Origin of the sequence: Halomonas chromatireducens (genome assembly GCF_001545155.1) — a bacterium.
Classification (GTDB): domain Bacteria; phylum Pseudomonadota; class Gammaproteobacteria; order Pseudomonadales; family Halomonadaceae; genus Halomonas; species Halomonas chromatireducens.
The window spans coordinates 1,881,729-1,900,545 of record NZ_CP014226.1 but is presented as its reverse complement, the minus strand read 5'-3'; the positions used below and the strand labels follow the sequence as shown (position 1 = coordinate 1,900,545).

Genomic DNA, 18,817 nt, shown 5'->3' with positions numbered 1-18,817 from the left:
CATTGGCGTAGCCTGGAAGCACCACACACCACATGGAAGGATCTGGTATGACACTGACAGTAGGCGACAAGATTCCCGACGTCACGATCAAGACCAATGGCCCGGATGGCCCCCAGGACATCTCCACCGGTGAGCTGTTTGCCGGCAAGCGGGTGGTGCTGTTCACCGTGCCGGGTGCATTCACGCCCGGATGCTCCAACACTCATATGCCCGGCTTCGTGGTCAAGGCCGACGAGATCCTTGCCAAGGGAATCGACACCATCGCCTGCATGGCGGTCAACGATGCCTTCGTGATGGGGGCCTGGCAGCAGGATCAGAATGCCCAGGCCTTCACCATGCTTGCCGACGGTAACGCCGATTTCACCAAGGCCATTGGCACCGAGCTGGATGCCAGCGGTGGCGGCATGGGCATGCGCAGCAAGCGCTTCGCCCTGATCGCCAATGACGGCGTGGTCGAGTACATCGGCATCGACGCCAAGGGCGTCGAGAAGAGCAGTGCCGAAACGGTGCTGGCCCAGCTGTAACGCCAGCCAGCCATTCCATATATAGGCAAAGAGCCACCTCTGGTAGGTGGCTCTTTCTTAACTGGTTTCACCCTCTACTTCACTTCGATAGTCATGTCCAGTAGCAGGAACGAGAGCGTCTTGCCATGGCCGTCCAGGTTGAGCGCACCGTTGACCCCCCCCTGCAAAACGTCGTCTATCACCAGATTCATCCCGGCCAGACCCGGCATTGGATAGCGCCGTACGCGGCTGGCACCGCGGTGGGCGAACAGCGCGAGCACGCGCTCCTCGGTGACCTGCTCCAGCAACAGGGCGTAGTGGTCCGGATCGTAGGCGAACAGCGCCAGGTTGAGGCGGTCCCCCTTGTCGCCGGCGCGGGCATGGGCCAGGCGGTGGAGCGGCACCGTGACGCTGTCGTCGAGGGGCTGGCCCGGCGACCGCTCGGATGGTGACACCAGGGTCGGTTCAACTGGCGACATGGTAGTGGCTCCTTTTTTCGAACAGCGTGGCAAAGGCTTCCACGTCACTGCGCTTGACCAGGTAGGAGGCCGTGCATACCCGCCGCTGAAAATGACGCCGCACGCCGCCGCCCCCTGCCGGACCGGCGCAGTAGAGCGCCAGCAGCTCCTGGGTTGCTCGCGCCACCCAGCGGCGCTCGGCATGTTCCGCGGCCAGCCGCAGGCGGTAGTCGCCGCTGGCGCTGCCTGGCATCGTGCGCTGAAGGTCGCCGGCATCGCTGTCGAAGACGCTGGCAAGACCGACGATGTCCAGTCGCGTACGCAGCTCCGGCGGCGCACGAAACGTCAGCCGCTCGCGCAGCACCTCGGCAGCGAGCTGCGCCCGGGCCAGGGCGTTGGGTCCGGCATAGGAGATCTCCGCCTCGCCCTGCCAGCCGCCCTCGTAGCAGACCGTGGTCTTGAGCCGCTGCGGTGCCGCCTTGCCGCGAATGCCGCTGACCGCCACCCGATCGGGGCCGACCTGCCTGACCTCGACGGAAGTGAGATCCACCACCACGTCGGGCGTCAGGTAGTTGGCCGGATCGTGGACCTCGTAGAGCAGCTGCTCCTTGACGGTACGTTCGGTCACGCAGCCGCCGGTGCCCGGGGGCTTGGTGACCACCAGGCTGCCATCCTCCTCTACCTCGATGATCGGGTAGCCCACCGTCGCCAGGCTGGGCACATCCTTGCATCCCGGATCGGCAAAATAGCCGCCGCTGACCTGGGCCCCGCACTCGGCGAGATGGCCGGCCATCATGCCGGCGGCCAGGCTATCCCAGTCGTCCCAGGCCCAGCCGAAATGGTGTACCAGAGGGGCCAGAAACAGCGCCGGGTCGGCCACCCGCCCGGTCACCACCACCTCGGCTTCCAGCGCCAGCGCCTCGGTCAGCGGCTCTGCGCCCAGGTAGACGTTGGCGGAGATCAGCGTCTCTTCACCGGGCAGGTCGCGGTTTTCCGCCTCCCAGCGCTGCAGGTCGAGGCTGGAGAGGCGCGCCCGGATATCATCGCCATGAACCCGGCCAATCCGCGCCTGGGGAAAGCCAGCGCGCCCAGCCAGTTCGGCAACCACATGGCAGGCGCCATCCGGATTGGCGGCGCCAAAGTTGCCGAGGATAGTGATGCCATGGCTCAGGCAATCGCCAAGCACCGGCGTTAGCAGCTCGGCCAGCAGGGGCTCGTATCCCGCGTCGGGAGCCTCGCGCATGGCCCGATGCGCGGCGGCCAGGGTGCGCTCACCCAGGGTCTCGAATACCAGGGCCGATGGCAGTCCGCGGCGAATCAGCTCTGCCACGACGGGAATCGCCGCATCGGTACGGTCACCGGAGAAGCCGGCCCCGCTACCCAACAGGAAGGTCATGGGTGCGTCTCCTTGGCATGGACGCCCTGGGGCTTCGGCGTGCCTGAACCCAAAGCGTGGGCCGTCGCTGAAATTCGCTGTCGGTTACGGGCATAGAGTCCCCCCAGCACCAGCAGGGCGCCTATCGTGGTCAACCAGCCGGGCGTCAACGCCAGCCCGACCACCAGCAGCAGTCCGGCCACGTCCAGGATACGACTGCCGGTGATCGCCACCCGCGACATCAGCGTGGCGAAGGCAAGCACGAACACCACGCCCTGGGAGCTGGCCAGCAGGATATCGACCCAGCTGCCGAAGCCGGCCAGGGCCGGGTAGATCAGCAGCAGGAAGGGAATGACGTAGATCGCCGCCGCCAGGCGCACGGCCTCCCCTGCCGCTGGCAGCCAGTTGGTACCGGCGATACCCGCCGCGACGAATACCGCGACACACACCGGCGGGGTGATTACCGACAGCGTGGCGAAGTAGAACACGAAGAGGTGGGCAATCAGCGGCTCGACGCCGATGGTGGTCAGTGCCGGCGCCAGCACCGACGCCACCAGCACGTAGGCAGCGGTGGTGGGAATGCCCATACCCAGGATCAGGCACACGCCGCCGACGATAAAGGCCACCAGGAACAGGGATTCACCACCGACATTGACGATCAGGCTGGCCAGGGTCACGCCGATACCGGTCATGCCGATCATCGCCACCAGGATCTGGGCACCGGCGAGCAACACGCCGATGATCACCATGCCCTTGCCGGCATCCATCAGCCCCGAGAGCAGCTTGCCGACGATCTCACGCAGCGGCCTTCTCGCCAGCAGGGCGAAGGGCACAAAGGTCAAGAACGTCATCAGGATGCCATAGAAGGCCGATAACTGGATCGAGCGTCCGCTGAGCACCCCGTAGAAGAGCCCGCCCAGCGCAGCCAGGATTGGAATGATTCGTTCGGGACGAAGCACTTCCGGCCAGGTGGGCAGCTCGTCGTCGGGCACTACCTGAAGGTTGCGGCGCTTGGCTACCAGGTGGATGGTCAGGAACACGCCGAGGTAGAAGAGGACCGCCGGCAGCAGTGCTGCAAGCGCGATGCGCAGGTAACTCTCGCCGAGGATCTCGGCCATGATGAAGGCCGCCGCCCCCAGGATAGGCGGAGCGATCTGGCCGCCGGTGGAGGCCACCGCCTCCACGCCGGAGGCAAAGGGCCGCGGGTAGTTGAGCCGCTTCATCATCGGGATGGTGAAGTTGCCGGTGGTGGCCACGTTGGCCACCGCACTGCCGCTGACCATGCCGAACAGCCCCGAGGCCACGGTGGCCACCTTGGCGGCCCCGCCCGGCGAGCGGCCACTGATGCGCAGCGCCATGTCCATGAAGGTCTGGCCGCCACCGGTGTGCAGCAGCAGGCAGCCGAACAGCACGAAGGCGGCGATGGTCGTGGCCGCCACGCCCACCAGCATGCCCCAGACGCCCAGGTCTCCCAGGTAGATGGTCTCGGTGATGTAGTAGACATCGAAACCACGGTGCCCCAGCGGCCCGGGAATGGCGGCCCCCAGCCAGGCATAGGCCAGCCCCGCCATCACCAGCAGCGGGAAGATGACCCCGATGGCGCGGCGCGACAGCTCGAGAATGGCCACCAGCAATACGCCGGTGAACAGCATGTCCCGGGCCGATGCCCAGGGCAGCTCCACCAGAATACGGTCATGGTTCATGGCCACGTAGCCGCAGGCCAGCACCACGCCCACCGCCAGGATCAGGTCGACGGCCAACCCCAGCGGGCGCCAGCGCTTGCCGGCCCCCAGTGGGTAGATGACCAACCCCAGCAGGATCACCAGCGCGAGAAAGACGCTGCGCTGGACCAGGCTCTCGAAGGGGCCGGTGGCCGAGGTATAGAGAATCAGCCCGCCCAGCATCAGGGCCAGCACTTTGGTCAGGTTCGCGCGCATGGCAGGCACCTATCGATCGCCGTTACTGGGCAGGCTTCAGGGCATCGGGAATCTCGTGGCCCTGCTCCTCGAAGTAACGGGCAGCACCGGCATGCAGCGGCACGGTGCCCACTTCGAGGGTCATCCCAGCGAGGTCGGCGTCGCGTACCGCGGAGAAGGCGTTGGCCTGGGGCTCGGGGTTCTCCATCACCGCCTTGACGATCTGGTAGGCGGTCTCCTCGTCGAGGTCCGGGTGGGCATGCACAGCCACGCCGAAGGCCCAGGTGGTATAGGCGGCAATGCCCTCGCCGGCGCCTTCCGGGATATCGACGATGGCCACATCCGGCATCTCGGCGCGCAGCGTGTCGGCCTGTTCATCGGAAAGCGACAGCACGCTGATCGGCGTGAAGGTGGCGATATCCATGCTCGAGCCGTCGAGGCGATTGCCGACGCCGGACTTGGCCGAGCCCATGACGCGCCCGTCCTTCATGGCATCGACGATATCGGTGGTGGAGCCACGCACGTAGTCGGGCGAAATGCCAAGAGTGCGCATGACGGCTTCAGTGGTCTTCTCGGTGGCCGAACCGGTAATCCCCGGGTTGAAGCGAACCCCCTCGAGCTCTTCAAGGGTGGCAACCTCGGCATCCTGGCGCATCACCACGTTCTGGGGCGCCACGGTATAGACCCACAGCAGCCGGCTATCCACGGGGCGGCCGTCGAAGTCCTCGAGGCCGGCATAGGCATGGTAGCCGGTGTTGGTGGTCACCAGCCCCATGTCGATCTGGTTGCGACCGAGGCGGCGCAGGTTGTCCACGGTGGCGCCGGTCTCGGCAACCGAGGCACTGACACCCTCGACCTGGCTGTTGATGATCTGGTTGACGGCGACGAAGTAGCCATAGTGGCTGGAGGAACTCGACGTCGAGCCGATCAGCAGGCGTTCGTTGGCCTGTACGGCAGACGCGGCGGCAAGCAGGCCGACGCTGGCGGCCATGGCGGTGAGCGTCGTCTTGAGTGTCGTTTTCATGGTGGCTCCTTGGCCCGGCGGTGGGCTCATTGTTGTGGTGACTTGTTGTGATGACTTGTTGTGGTGACTGGCTGTGATGAACTCGATACCGGAATGGTTGCTTGGCAAACCGGATAGAGAGGATGGAAGTCCCAGTAGCAGAATGGTGGGCGTCGACTATTTTGTATATTGAATAGTTTTTAAAGTGTGTTTTACTTTATAAATGAACCCCAGCATTCAACAGCTCAGGGCCTTCGTTGCCGTCGCCCACTCCCGCAGCCTGGCCGAGGCCAGCGAGCGCATTCACTTGTCCCAGCCGGCCATCTCCATCGCCATTCGCAAGCTGGAAGAGACGGTGGGCGGCCCGCTGTTCTCACGCAGCACTCGCCAGTTGACGCTTACCCCGGAAGGTGACGCCTTCCTGCCGGTAGCCGTGCGCCTGCTCAACGACTGGAACGAAGCCTTCGCCGACCTCGGCGAACGCTTCTCCAAGCAGCGCGGCAAGGTCACCGTGGCGGCATTGCCTACGCTGGCCGCCGGCCTGCTGCCGGGAATCATCGCAGACTTTCACGCCCGCTACCCGCGCATCAACCTGAGCCTTCACGACGTGCTGGCCGAGCAGGTAAACCAGATGGTGCGCGAGGGGCGCGCCGACATGGGGCTGTCGGTGTCGCCCCAGGATGCCGAGGATCTCGTCTTCGAGCCGGTGCTCGTGGACCGTTATGTGGCGGTCTGCCCCCTGGGACACCCGCTGCTTGCGCAGGCAAGCGTCGAGTGGGCGCAGCTGGCAAGACAGCCATTCATCGGCATCAATCGTCTTTCCAGCTCACGCCAGGATATCGATCGCATCATGATGGAAGTGGGCCAGCCACTGGATATCATCTGCGATGCCAGCCAGATCGCCACGGTAGGACGCATGGTGGCCGCCGGCCTGGGAATAAGCGTGCTGCCTTCGCTCAGCTTTCGCCAGATCGCCTCGGAGGGTATCGACCACCGCCCCCTGGTGACGCCGACCATCCGTCGCGAACTGGGGATCGTGATGCGCCGGCGCGATGCCCTCTCGGCGGCCGCCGCGGCGCTCCACGCCATGATCCAGGCAAGCGCAACGCCAGCGGAAGCCGTCTCTTCGCCATAACGTCCCGCCAGAGAACGACATGTCACCACTCCCTCGACTATCCTTGCCCATATGGATGAAGCGCTGCACCACTCAATGCCCGCAGCGCCTGTGCAAGGAGTACTGCCAGTGGCCGATACAAACCAGGTAACCGTCTTCTACGATGAGCGTGTTCTGGCACATAAACCGGATTCCGATGCCCCCTTCCTGCCGGGGCGCATGGACCGGCGTGTACGCGAACTCCTGTCGGCACTCAAGGTTCCCTGGGTCTACCCGGAACATGCCGGACGGCTGACTGCCATTCGACAGCTGCTCGAACTCGAACCGGTACCCGGCCTGCTATTCGAGAGTGGCAAAGCCGCCACTCGCGAGCAGCTGGGGCGAGTCCATACCAGCTCCTATCTGGACCATGTCTTTGAGCTGCGCGGCCACAATGCCTGGCTCGACGTCGATACCACCGCCGTCTCCCCTGGGAGCGTTGAGGCGGCAGAAGTGGCCGCCGGCACCACCATCGCCGCGGTGGAAGCCGTCATCGAGGGGCGAACTCAGAGCGCCTTCGCCCTGGTTCGGCCACCCGGCCATCACGCCGAACCTGTTCGCGCCCGTGGCTTCTGCCTGTTCAACAACGTGGCCGTGGCAGCGGCCCATGCCAGGGCGAAGCTTGGCTGCGAACGCGTCTTGATCGTCGATTGGGACGCCCATCACGCCAACGGTACCCAGGACATCTTCTGGGCCGATCCCGACGTGATGCTCTTCGATATCCACCGCTCCTCCCCTTTCTATCCCGGCACCGGCAACCTCGAGGATGTCGGCGTGGGCCTCGGTGAAGGCACCACCATCAATGTGCCCATGCCGGCAGGATCCGGAGACCGAGCCTACCTGAAGGCCTTCGAGGACATCCTGATCCCCGCCACGGACTCCTTTAAGCCAGACCTGATTCTGGTATCGGTCGGGTTCGACCCTCACCCTTTCGACCTGGCGCTGAATGTCTCCTACGAGGGCTTCGCGTCAATGACACGCATGCTGCAGGACCTTGCCAAAAAGCACTGTGACAGTCGGCTGGTCTTCGTGCTGGAAGGGGGGTATCACCTGCTCTCCCTGTCCCGCGGCGTGAGAACGGTGCTGTCGGTGCTCGCCGGCGCCGAGGCCCCGGAGCCCGGCCTCACCGGCCTCGCCGAGGTGGAAGCAGCAGCCGCCTTTCATCGACCCGCCTTCTCAGCGCAGGAACAGGGTTGAAGAGGGGTCAGACCCGCGTATGGACTAACCGCTACAATGTCGCTATTGAAGCAGCCGATGTTAGAAGCAACCGGAGCCATGTGATGGCTCGCGATCAAAGCCCTGCTCAAACCGGGAGGAAGCAACGATGGAAGGGATGACCGCACGCGGAAGTTGCCTTTGCGGTGCCGTACAGCTTGGCGTAGTTGCCCGCAAGCAAAACCTGGGCGCCTGCCACTGCAGCATGTGCCGAACCTGGAGCGGCGGCCCCATGCTGGCCCTGGAATCGGTCAGCGAAGTCGAGATGGATGGCGAGGAGAACATTACGGTGTATTCCTCCTCGGAGTGGGCCGAGCGTGGCTTCTGTCAGCGCTGCGGGACTCACCTCTTCTATCGCCTGAAGACCGGCGACCACTATGCCATCCCAGTGGGCCTGGTCGACGGCGGCGAGGCCTGGACCTTCGATACTCAGATCTTCATCGACCAGAAGCCGAACTACTATACCTTCGCCAACGAGACTCACGACATGACCGGGCAGGAAGTTTTCGACGCCTATCAGGGAAGTTGAACACAGTACATTGATCGAACGCAGTCCGGCCCTCACCCCTCCCTCAAGCCTGGAGTCAATACATGCCTCTTTCCGTAGGCGACACCATCCCGAACGTCACCCTCAAGACCAACGGGCCAGACGGTCCTGAAGATATCGCCACCGGTGAGCTGTTCGCGGGCAAGCGCGTGGTGCTCTTCGGCGTACCTGGCGCCTTTACTCCGGGCTGCTCCAACACGCACATGCCGGGCTTCGTGGTGAAAGCCGACGAGGTGCTGGCGCGTGGCGTCGATACCCTGGCCTGCCTCTCGGTCAACGATGCCTTCGTCATAGGCGCCTGGCAGAAGGACCAGAATGCCCAGGCTATCCTGATGCTGGCCGACGGCAATGCCGACTTCACACGAGCGGCAGGCCTGGAGAACGACCGGAGTTCCGCCGGCATGGGATTGCGCAGTCTGCGCTACGCCCTGATCGCCGACGATGGCGTGGTGCAGTATATCGGTGTCGATACCGAACGCGGCGTGGTCGACAAGAGCAGCGTCGACGCAGTGCTGGCGAATCTCTAGCTTGGCGCGCAACCTGGAGCCGGGAGGGTGGATGCCGCAAACCGATAGTCACAACGACGGCTTGGACCCCGTGGAAATAGCAACGGTGTCACAGACAGGGGAAATGGCGTCGCAGCCTCCACCGGCCACGCTGCTTCTGGTCGATAGCGATGCCGATACGCTCGCACTTCTTGCCGCTACGCTGGAACAGGAGGGCTGTCGCTTGCTGACAGCCAAGGGCGGCGAAGCCGCTCTGACGGTGTTGGATGAAGAAGAGATCGACCTGGTCATGGCCAACGCACGCATGCCCGACATGGGTGGCATCGACCTCTTGAACCGCATTGAGCAGGGCTGGCCGCATTGCCTGCGTATATTGCTCGACAGCCAGAGCGATATGAACGCCATCGTGCGTGCCATCAACGAGGGGCATATCTACAGCTTCGTCGGCATTCCCTGGAAAGCCGATGAGCTATGCCAGACGCTGCGCCAGGCCCTCGCCCACCAGCAGTCAGAGCGTGAAAGGGATCGGCTAGAGCAGCTCACCCAGGAGCAGAACCAAGAACTGATCGAACTCAATGCCAGTCTGGAAAAACGCGTAGAGACACGCAGCCAGGAGCTGGAGCAGCTTTCCGCCATGCTGGAAGCCGCCTACACAGAACTGGAGCACAGCCATGTCACTACCACACGGGTGTTTTCCTCACTGATCAACCTGAGGCTCCCCAGCCGTTTGCAGACCAATGCCCAGGTCGATGCCCTGGTTCGGGCGTTTTGCGAAGTGCATGAACTGGAAGATGAGCTCAAGCACGACCTGCTGATGGCGGCAGCGCTCTATAACCTGGGCAGATTGAGCTGGAACGACCACATGCTCACCACTCCCTCACAGCGCCTCTTTGCCGAGGACCAGAAAGCCTATCAGCGCTACCCGGAAGTCGGTGAAAGCCTACTGATGGCGCTGGATCACCTTGATGGCACTGCCCGGATCGTGCGTCACCATCGCGAGCGGTGGAATGGTGGGGGCTATCCCGACCAGCTGGAACAGCAAGCCATCCCCTTCGGGGCTCGCCTACTGGGCCTTGCAGTCGACTACATTGAACTGCAGCGCGGGATGATCCTGCCGAACAAGCTGCCACGCCAGCAAGCCCTGGAGCTGCTGCGCAAGTTCTCGGGACGCGTCTACGATCCAGAGCTGTGTGCCTCCTTCCTCAAACTATGCCTTGAACAGGCTCCCGACTTGGGGGTGATAGGGGAGTCAGTGCTATCCCTGGACAGCAGCAAGCTCCAGCCCGGGATGGTGCTAGCCAAGGACCTGTACTCCGAGGCCGGGATGCTCTTGCTGCATGAAGGAAAGCAGTTGACGCGAGCCCTGATCGATAAGCTGCTTCACTTCGAGGAGGTTGAGGAAATCCGCTATTCCCTGCTGATAAAAAAGCCGGGAAGCGACGGCTGACGCCTGCCCTGTGCGCGCTGGCGACGGCAACGCAATCCCCCCGCCCTGAGACGATTTTCAAGCGGCAACAGCCACACGCCGATGGACCTGCCGAGAAGCCATCTCGAAATATCCCTCAAGCCCTGCGTCCACCTGCCGATTGATAGTAAGGAAGATCATTACCATTCGGGATTGATCTACCACGACAGGGAGTCGCTATGCAGTCCAATGATGCAGACCGCATGAGCCAGTTGCTCTGCGACCTGAAGCAGGCCAACCCGCAGTTGCTGCAGTCCGAAAAACTGGCCGCCATCGGCCAGTTGGCTGCAGGAGTGGCACATGAGATCAATAACCCCGTCGGCTACGTGTTCTCCAACCTCAAGACTCTGGCCGAATACGTGCGTGATCTGCTGTGTATCATCGATGCAACTGACCAGGTCGGCTCCCTGGAAGAGCTCCAGGCCCTCAAGCAGAGCCTGGACTACGACTATATCCGCGACGATGCAAAAGCACTGATCGCCGAATCCGAGGAGGGTATCGAGCGCGTCAAGTCCCTGATTACCGCCTTGAAGGACTTCTCTCATATCGAGGAGGACGATTTCGTCTTTGTCGACCTGCATCACGGCCTCGACACCACACTGCACCTGGCGAACAACGAGCTCAAATACAAAGCCGAGGTCATCAAGGAGTATGCCACCCTGCCCCACGTCGAATGTTTGCCGTCCCAGGTCAAGCAGGTAGCGCTCAACCTACTGACCAATGCCTCACAGGCCATCAAAAACCACGGCGTTATCACCTTGCGTACCGGGCACGAAGGAGAGCGCATCTGGTTCGAGGTGTCAGACACCGGTTGCGGTATCCCTCCAGAGCATCGTGACAGACTCTTCGAGCCCTTCTTCACCACCAAGCCGATTGGCGAGGGCACCGGCCTGGGATTGGCCCTCTCCTTCAGCATCGTGCAAAAGCACGGCGGCCAGATAGAGATAGACAGTGAAGTCGGCCAGGGGAGCACGTTCCGTGTATGGCTTCCAATCAAGCAGCCCCGCAGAGTTGAACAGGAGCAGGGTCAACGATGACTGTCGAAGCCGACCAGCCCCTTCCCACTCCTGAGCCGCCTCTGCAGCCTGTGGCAACGCTTCTGCTGGTGGACGATGAGCCCAACGTTCTCTCCGCCCTGAAACGCGTGCTGCGTTCTGAAAACTACCTTGTCCTGACTGCCAACGATGGCGAGGCGGCACTGGCGATTCTGGAGCAGGAAGCGGTCGACGTGGTGATTTCCGATTGCCTGATGCCGGGCATGGATGGTGCGGAGCTGTTGAGCCAGGTACAGCGAATGAGGCCGGAGTGCGTCCGTATACTGCTGACCGGACAAAGCGATATGAATGCCACGGTCCGAGCCATCAACGAAGGGCATATCTATAGCTATATCGCCAAACCCTGGGACGATCACAAGCTGCGCCTTACGCTTCGCCAAGCCGTAGCCCATCAACTGGCCGAGCGCGAACAGAAACGCCTTGAAGCCTTGACCCTGCAACAGAACCAGGAACTCGTTGAACTCAACGCCACGCTGGAGCAGCGTGTCGAGGCACGCACCCAGGAGCTCAAGCAGATTACCGATATGCTCGATGCGGCCTACGACGAACTGAAGCACAGCTATGTCATGGCCACTCGCGTCTTTTCGTCGCTTATCACGCAGCGCATGCCACGCCACCTGCATGCCAACGCCCAGGTCGGTGATCTGATCCAGGCATTCGCCGATACCCATGAGCTGGAAGACTCACTCCGCCGCGACCTGCTCATGGCGGCCGCCTTGTACAACCTTGGCAAGTTGGGGTGGGACGATCGCATGCTGACCACCCCTTCGGAGCGCCTCTTCGCCGAAGACCGCAAGGCCTATCGTCGCTATCCGGAAACCGGCGAAAGCCTGCTGATGTCGTTGGAGCACTTGCAGGGCACGGCCCGATTCATCCGGCATCACCGTGAGCACTGGAACGGCGACGGCTACCCCAACCGTCTGAAAGGCGAGGCGATCCCCTACGGAGCGCGACTTCTGGCACTGGCCGTCGACTTCATCGAGCTTCAGCGGGGAATGATCCTGCCTCGGAAAGTGCCACGACAGCAGGCCCTCGACCTGCTGCGCAAGCTGTCAGGACGTGTCTATGAACCCAGCCTGTGCCAGGCCTTCATCGCACTATGCGTCGAACAGGCACCGGATCTGGGCCAGGCTGGAAAGACCATGCTGTCGCTAGAGACACGCCAGCTCAAGCCCGGAATGATCCTTGGGCAGGATATCCACTCGGCAACCGGCATCCTGCTGCTCAATGAAGGTAAGGAGTTGACCCAGCACCTGATCGACAAGCTATGCAAGCTCGAAGAAGTCGAAGGTGGCAGCTACACGCTGATGGTCTGCAAGCCTGGGGACAGTGACCCCAGTGAGAGTGATGGGAACGATGCCTGATCGCAGCAAGCAGGAGCTGCGCGAAGCCCTGCGGCAGCGCGACCAGTTCTTCACCCTCTCACTGGAACTGTTCTGCCGGGTCGATCTCGATGGGCGGTTACTGCAGGTCAATGCCGCCTTTGAACAGCTGTTCAGCTATTCGGAGAAACAGCTTGTCGGTCACCATTACAGCAAATTGGTATTGGAGGATGACCAACCCTTGATAGATGCCGCCATTGAGCAGATCAAGGGCGGTCAGCGCATCCACGCACTGGAAGCACGGGCTCGCGATGCCCAGGGAGGCATCCACTGGGTAGAGATCAACGCCGGCCTGGGAACGGAAGCGGTCATCTATGTGGTGGCAAGAGACATCACGCAGCGCAAGCGTGACATGCAGCGGCTTCACATTCTGGAGCGCAGCATCGAATCAAGCGTCAATGGGGTCATCATCTCCGAAGCCGATCATCCTGACCTGCCTATCATCTATGTCAACTCCGCCTTCGAGAGCATCACCGGCTACTCTCGACAGGAAGTGCTGGGCCGAAACTGTCGCTTCCTGCAAGGACCCGACACCGACGCCGTGGCACGGACAATCATCAGGCGGGGTATTGCCGAAAAGCGCTATACCCACACTGCGCTTTGCAACTATCGCAAGGACGGCACGCTCTTCTGGAACGATCTTCATATCTCCCCGGTGCTCGACGAGAGCGGCGAGGTCAGTCACTTCATCGGTGTACAGAACGATATCTCTACCCAGCGTGCCTACGAATCGCGCCTGGAACACAATGCCACCCACGATTCCCTCACTGGGCTTCCCAACCGTGCGCTACTGGAGGAGCGACTGCAGCAGTGCTATCACCATGCGCGACACCATGTGGGAAGTGTCGCCCTCCTCTATATCGACCTGGACGACTTCAAGTCGATCAACGACAGCCTCGGCCACGAGCTGGGCGATCAGATACTGGTCGAAGTGGCCTCTCGCCTGGTCAAGCAGGTACGCAGCAACGATACCGTAGCCCGCTGCGGCGGCGATGAGTTCGCCATCCTGCTGGTCGACCCGGGTGATGTCCCCCTCATCGTCGAGCGGTTGCTGGCCAATGTCGCTAGGCCCTACTGGGTCGAACAGAGTGAGATGCACCTGACCGCCAGCATCGGCATCGCCCTGGATTCGAATGGCGTAACGAAACCCTCGCACCTGATTCAACAGGCGGATCAGGCCAAGTCACAGGCCAAGCGTCAGGGTCGCAATACGTTTCAGTGGTACACCGAGGGACTTAACAAGAGGGTGAGCGGGCGAGTCAGGCTGCGCAACGCCCTGCAGCATGCCATCGACCAGCAGCAGTTCGAGTTGCACTACCAGCCGCAAATCCAGGATACCAGCGGCAGAATCCTCGGCTTCGAGGCACTAATCCGATGGCATCATCCCGAGCGCGGCTACATCCTGCCGGCTGAGTTCATTGGACTGGCAGAAGATACCGGGCAGATCATTCCCATGAGTGAGTGGGTGTTACGTACCGCCTGCCGGGACAACGTTCGGCTCAATGCCTTGGGGTTCGAAGAGTACGTCATGGCGGTCAATGTGTCGCCCATGCAGTTCCAAAGGGCCAATTTCGTAACGGGCATAGTGGATACGCTGAAACAAACAGGACTCGCGGCCCCTCTGCTCGAGCTCGAACTCACCGAAAACATTCTGATGGAAAGCACCACGAAAGCCATCGAGATTCTACAGATGCTGCGCCGCCTGGGCATCAGTATCGCCCTCGACGACTTTGGCACCGGTTTCTCCAGTCTCAGCTATCTGAAATACCTGCCCATCGACAAGATCAAAATCGATCGCTCTTTCATACGGGAAGTCATAAGCGATCACCGCGACGCCGCCATTGTCCAGGGCATTATTTCCATGGCCAACCAGCTGCAGTTGAAGGTTCTTGCCGAAGGGGTGGAAACCCAGGCCCACTATGCCTACCTCAGCAAGAAAATGTGCGATATCTATCAGGGCTACTACTTTGCCCGCCCCATGCCCATCGATGAACTGATCACCTTTCTGCACGAAAACGAGGCCGCAAACCAGCTGCAGCAGCAAGACCAGAATGACAGTGCCAGTAGCCAGACCCTGCTGCTGCTCGACGATGAGCCCAATATCCTGCGCTCGCTGAACCGCACGCTTCGGCGTGAGGGCTACCGCATCCTCGCCACCACGAGTCCGCACGAGGCCTTCCAACTGCTGGCCACCCAGGAGGTGCATGTCATCATCAGCGATCAGCGCATGCCAGAGATGAGCGGCACGGAATTCCTCAAACGCGTCAAGCAGCTCCATCCCCAGGCCATCCAGATCGTGCTGTCGGGCTACACCGACCTCAAGACCGTGACCGCTGCCATCAATGAAGGTGCCATCTACAAGTTTCTCACCAAGCCATGGGACGACGAGGAGCTGCGGCTGGTGGTTAAGCAGGCCTTTCGCGAGGCAGCCCTGCTGAAGGTTCGTATGTAAAGCATCAAAGCACCCAAGAGCCGATTGTGCGAGAAGACCCCATCTGAGGCTCACTTCACTCGGCATGGAGACGAAACCGTTGAGAGGCGGCATCCCGCTCAAGAACAAGATTGCTACTGTAAGAGACATCTGAACAGAGAGCCGGCAATGCAAGCATGGACGAAAGCCCCCCGTAGCAAGACATACCGAGGAAAAGCGGTTGGCTTGACCCTCGCACTGTTGCTTGTGGCAGCGCTGGCTGCCGGCTTCAGTGTCGCCGTGGTCCAAATCCAGTCGGCCATAGCCGCATACATTGGTGGTCAAAGCGCCTGGTCCAGAGCGCAACTGGCTGCCGTCTATAACCTCGACACCTACGCGGAAACTGGGCATCCCGATGCGCTGCAGCGCTCCCGGGACTGGCTTGCCGTTCCTCTGGGGGGGCTCGACGCACGTCGCGCCCTGGATGCCACGCCGGTGGATCTCCCTGCCGCAAGGGATGGTATGCTGCGGGGGCTGAATCACCCCGATGATATCGGCCGCATGATCTCGCTGTACCGACTCTTCGCCGAGTACCCCCTTTTCCATGAGGCGGTGCATATCTGGCGGGAAAGCGACACGTACCTTCTCGAGCTTGTCTCCCTCACAGACCAACTGGCGGATGAATGGCAGTCTGGCGCCCCCTCGATGGCGGAAATTTCGCGACTGCGGACACGCCTGCAGGAAGTCAATCGCGGCCTGACTCCCCTCACTGAGGACTTCCGCCGCGCAATGACCGATGCGTCCCGCGAAATGAGGCGGATACTATCCCTCTTGAGCGTCGCATTTCTGCTGGTGATGTGCTTGATCGCCGGCCTGTTGGGATGGCACCTGAGCCGTGTCATCACGGCCGCTGAACACAAGTTCCGGGTCACCTTCGAGCAGGCTGCGGTGGGCATGGCCCAGGTAGATGACAAAGGCTACCTGATCGATGTCAACCAGGCCCTGTGCGGAATTCTGCACTATCCCAAAGAGGCACTCCTGGGCATGCGCTACCGGGATCTCGTCTATCCCGAGGATTGGGATATCGGTCGTCAGCAAAGAGCCGATATGCTCGCAGGAACCATCAACAGCTACACCCTCGAGCAGCGTTTCCTCTGTCGCGCGGGAGACACAGTGTGGGTCAAGCTGACCGCCTCCCGAATGCTCGACGATACTCGCCGCGCTCCTCTTTACGTGGTGATCATCGAGGACGTCTCAGAGTCCCGTCGCCTCTCTGTCGAGCTCGACTATCAAGCGACCCACGACGTTCTCACCGGCCTGCCAAACCGGCGCAGTTTCGAACGCAGCCTTGCCGAAGCGCTGAGGCAAGCACGCACCGAGGACTCGACTCACGCGCTTTGTTTAGTCGACCTCGATCAATTCAAGATCGTCAACGACACTTCGGGGCACGTGGCCGGAGACCAGCTGCTGCGCCAGACCGCCGACCTGCTCCATAGCCACCTGCGAGAAGGAGACCTGCTCGCCCGGCTCGGTGGGGATGAATTTGCCGTCATTCTCGAGAACTGCGATGTCGAGAAAGCCTGTCAGGTCACCGAGAAACTTCGCGCCATCGTGAGCGATACCCCCTTCTCCTGGGAAGGGACTCTCTACACGCCCGGCTGTAGTATCGGTGTGGTCCCGATCACCGCCTCCAGCAGCGATACCGGCAGCCTGCTACGTACGGCTGACATCGCCTGCTATCTGGCCAAGGAGCAGGGACGCAACCGCGTGCATTTGCTGCAGGAGAACGATCGTCAACTGGCAGAGCAGCGTGGAGAGATGGAGTGGCTTGGTCGTATCCGCAGCGCCCTGGCCGAGCAGCGCATCTTCCTCGACGCACAGCGCCTGGTGTGTCTGGCTCGCCCCGACAGCCTGCGCTATGAAGTCCTGGTCAGGCTGATCGACGAAAACGGCGCGGTCATACCGCCCGGGGATTTCCTGCCGGCAGCAGAACGCTTCGGAGCGGCGCACCAGATCGACCGCTGGGTCATCGAGCATGTCTGCCAACAGCTGGCGGCCCACCCACAACACCTGGCCCGCCTCGAGGTCTGCCATATCAACCTTTCCGGGCGCTCTTTCGATCACGCCGATTTCCACGACTTCGTGGTGGAGACCCTGGATCACTATGCACTGCCGCCAAGCAAGCTCTGCTTCGAGATCACCGAGACAGCCGCGGTGAGGAATCTGCACGATGTCACGACTTTCATGGAAAAGCTGAGCAAGCGCGGATGCACCTTTGCACTGGATGATTTCGGAGCCGGCCTCTCTTCCTTCGGCTACCTGAGATGCCTGCCGGTGGACTGTCTCAAGATCGATGGGCTCTTCGTGCGCGACATCGCCAACGACGAAACCGACCTGGCCATGGTGCGGGCCATCAATCAAATCGGCCAGACCCTGAACAAGATCATCGTCGCTGAATTCGTCGAGACCGACGAGGCCCTGGAGCTATTGCGCGAGATGGGAGTGCATTATGCACAGGGCTATGGCGTGCATCGGCCCTGCCGTTTCAAGGCGCTGCTAGCCGAAACGTCATGAGCACCGCACGGCGGCCCACAGCGGCCAATAAGGCTCAGGTCACCGCGCTGCGCTGCTTGTACTGTGGCGCATCCCACTCGCCCGTGGCCATGATGTCCGCCAAGGCCTGAACGGTGTCCCAGATATCCACATGGCGGACATAGAGCGGCGCGAAGCCGAAGCGCAGGATATCCGGAGCCCGGAAGTCGCCGATGATATTGCGGGCGATCAACGCCTGCATGATCGGGTAGGCGTGCTGATGGGTGAACGATACCTGGCTGCCCCGTCGCTCGGCGTCGCGAGGAGAGGCCAGTGCAAAGCCCATGCCCTCGCAGTGGGCCTCGACCAGCTGGATGAACAGCTCACCGAGGCGCCGGGACTTGGCCCGTACCTTCGACATGTCGGCAGATGCCTGCAGTTCGACACCCACCTCCATCACCGCCGTGCCGAGAACGCCAGGCGTGCCGCACAGGCCCCGCTTGATCGAATCGGCTGGCTGGTAGTCGTCACGCATGGCGAAGGGCTCTGCATGTCCAAACCATCCGCTGAGCGGCTGGTGGATATCATTCAGGTGACGACGCGCCACGAACAGGTAGCCGGGCGCTCCCGGGCCACCGTTGAGGTACTTGTAGCCACAGCCCACGGCAAAATCCGCTCCCACGCCATTCAGATCCACAGGCACCGCCCCGGCGCTGTGGCTGAGATCCCATAGCATCAGGGCGCCGACCTCATGGGCCCGGGCGGTGATGGCGGCCATGTCGAACAGCTCGCCGGACTTGTAGTGCACATGGGTGAGCACCACCAGGGCGGTGTCCTCGTCGATGTGGGATGACAGCACCTCCCTGGGCGCCGTTTCCAGCCGCACCTCGCCCTGCAGGAACCCTTCAAGTCCCTGAAGCATGTACAGGTCCGTTGGAAAATTCCCCGGCTCGGATACAATCTTGCATCGTCCCGGGCGCATGCGGATCGCCGCCGCCGCCAACTTGAAGAGATTGACCGAGGTGGAGTCGGCCACCACGACCTCACCGGGCGCGGCACCGATCAGCCCAGCCACCTTGTCGCCAACTCGCGTGGGCAACGACACCCAGTCGTGGCGATTCCAGCTGCGAATCAAGCCCTGGCCCCACTCCTGCTCCACCACCTCGGCCGCCCTGTTCCGGGCCTCCCGGGGCAGGGCACCAAGGGAGTTGCCGTTGAGATAGATCAGACCCTCTTCCAGTACGAAGCGGTCACGATAGTCGGCCAGGGGGTCGTCGCGATCGAGCTGTATCATGTC

Annotated in this window: 15 protein-coding genes; 10 read left to right on the top strand and 5 right to left on the bottom strand. The window is 62.0% G+C overall.

What is annotated here, in order from left to right:
* Positions 1-47 precede the first annotated feature (47 nt).
* On the top strand, positions 48-524 hold the full coding sequence (locus LOKO_RS08785; RefSeq protein WP_066447836.1) for a peroxiredoxin: 477 nt from the start codon (positions 48-50) through the stop codon (positions 522-524).
* A 74-nt stretch (positions 525-598) separates the two neighbouring features.
* Here the strand turns inward: LOKO_RS08785 and LOKO_RS08780 are convergent, their stop codons facing one another.
* The 4 genes from LOKO_RS08780 to LOKO_RS08765 are packed head-to-tail and all read right to left on the bottom strand — an operon-like array spanning position 599 to position 5,276.
* Positions 599-982: an AtuA-related protein gene (locus LOKO_RS08780; protein ID WP_066447833.1), complete on the bottom strand. Its 384-nt coding sequence runs from the start codon at positions 980-982 to the stop codon at positions 599-601.
* Positions 969-2,357: an acyclic terpene utilization AtuA family protein gene (locus tag LOKO_RS08775; protein ID WP_066447830.1), complete on the bottom strand. Its 1,389-nt coding sequence runs from the start codon at positions 2,355-2,357 to the stop codon at positions 969-971. Before LOKO_RS08775 ends, LOKO_RS08780 begins: the two co-directional genes overlap by 14 nt.
* Positions 2,354-4,273 carry a TRAP transporter permease gene (locus LOKO_RS08770; RefSeq protein ID WP_066447827.1) on the bottom strand — a complete coding sequence of 640 codons (1,920 nt, stop codon included), beginning with the start codon at positions 4,271-4,273 and terminating at the stop codon, positions 2,354-2,356. Before LOKO_RS08770 ends, LOKO_RS08775 begins: the two co-directional genes overlap by 4 nt.
* 22 nt (positions 4,274-4,295) lie before the next feature.
* Entirely contained in the window at positions 4,296-5,276 is a 981-nt protein-coding gene (locus LOKO_RS08765; RefSeq protein ID WP_066447824.1) for a TAXI family TRAP transporter solute-binding subunit, read from the bottom strand.
* A 202-nt stretch (positions 5,277-5,478) separates the two neighbouring features.
* Between LOKO_RS08765 and LOKO_RS08760 the strand changes: the two genes are divergently transcribed.
* The 9 genes from LOKO_RS08760 (at position 5,479) to LOKO_RS08720 (ending at position 17,562) form a co-directional block, all read left to right on the top strand.
* Positions 5,479-6,390: a LysR family transcriptional regulator gene (locus LOKO_RS08760; protein WP_066447822.1), complete on the top strand. Its 912-nt coding sequence runs from the start codon at positions 5,479-5,481 to the stop codon at positions 6,388-6,390.
* A gap of 108 nt (positions 6,391-6,498) precedes the next feature.
* Positions 6,499-7,605, top strand: coding sequence for a histone deacetylase family protein (locus LOKO_RS08755; protein ID WP_235588983.1), 1,107 nt, complete (start codon positions 6,499-6,501; stop codon positions 7,603-7,605).
* A 136-nt stretch (positions 7,606-7,741) separates the two neighbouring features.
* Complete coding sequence (locus LOKO_RS08750) at positions 7,742-8,152, top strand: GFA family protein (protein WP_201025377.1); 411 nt, start codon at positions 7,742-7,744, stop codon at positions 8,150-8,152.
* Between the two features lie 62 nt (positions 8,153-8,214).
* Positions 8,215-8,697 (top strand): peroxiredoxin, encoded by a 483-nt coding sequence (locus LOKO_RS08745; protein ID WP_066447817.1) that lies wholly within the window; start codon positions 8,215-8,217, stop codon positions 8,695-8,697.
* Positions 8,698-8,728: 31 nt separating this feature from the next.
* Positions 8,729-10,123, top strand: a complete 1,395-nt coding sequence (nosR, locus tag LOKO_RS08740) for a response regulator c-di-GMP phosphodiesterase, NosR family (RefSeq protein ID WP_201025376.1) — start codon at positions 8,729-8,731, stop codon at positions 10,121-10,123.
* A 197-nt stretch (positions 10,124-10,320) separates the two neighbouring features.
* The gene (locus LOKO_RS08735; protein WP_066447815.1) at positions 10,321-11,178 is read left to right on the top strand and encodes an ATP-binding protein; all 858 of its coding nucleotides are present in this window, start codon (positions 10,321-10,323) and stop codon (positions 11,176-11,178) included.
* Positions 11,175-12,560: a response regulator c-di-GMP phosphodiesterase, NosR family gene (nosR, locus tag LOKO_RS08730; RefSeq protein WP_066447813.1), complete on the top strand. Its 1,386-nt coding sequence runs from the start codon at positions 11,175-11,177 to the stop codon at positions 12,558-12,560. Before LOKO_RS08735 ends, nosR (LOKO_RS08730) begins: the two co-directional genes overlap by 4 nt.
* Complete coding sequence (locus tag LOKO_RS08725; protein WP_201025375.1) at positions 12,553-15,030, top strand: EAL domain-containing protein; 2,478 nt, start codon at positions 12,553-12,555, stop codon at positions 15,028-15,030. Before nosR (LOKO_RS08730) ends, LOKO_RS08725 begins: the two co-directional genes overlap by 8 nt.
* Positions 15,031-15,234: 204 nt before the next feature.
* Positions 15,235-17,562 (top strand): putative bifunctional diguanylate cyclase/phosphodiesterase, encoded by a 2,328-nt coding sequence (locus LOKO_RS08720; protein WP_158509936.1) that lies wholly within the window; start codon positions 15,235-15,237, stop codon positions 17,560-17,562.
* A 34-nt stretch (positions 17,563-17,596) separates the two neighbouring features.
* Here the strand turns inward: LOKO_RS08720 and kynU are convergent, their stop codons facing one another.
* Positions 17,597-18,814, bottom strand: coding sequence for a kynureninase (gene kynU, locus LOKO_RS08715; RefSeq protein WP_066447808.1), 1,218 nt, complete (start codon positions 18,812-18,814; stop codon positions 17,597-17,599).
* Between the last annotated feature and the right edge of the window lie 3 nt (positions 18,815-18,817).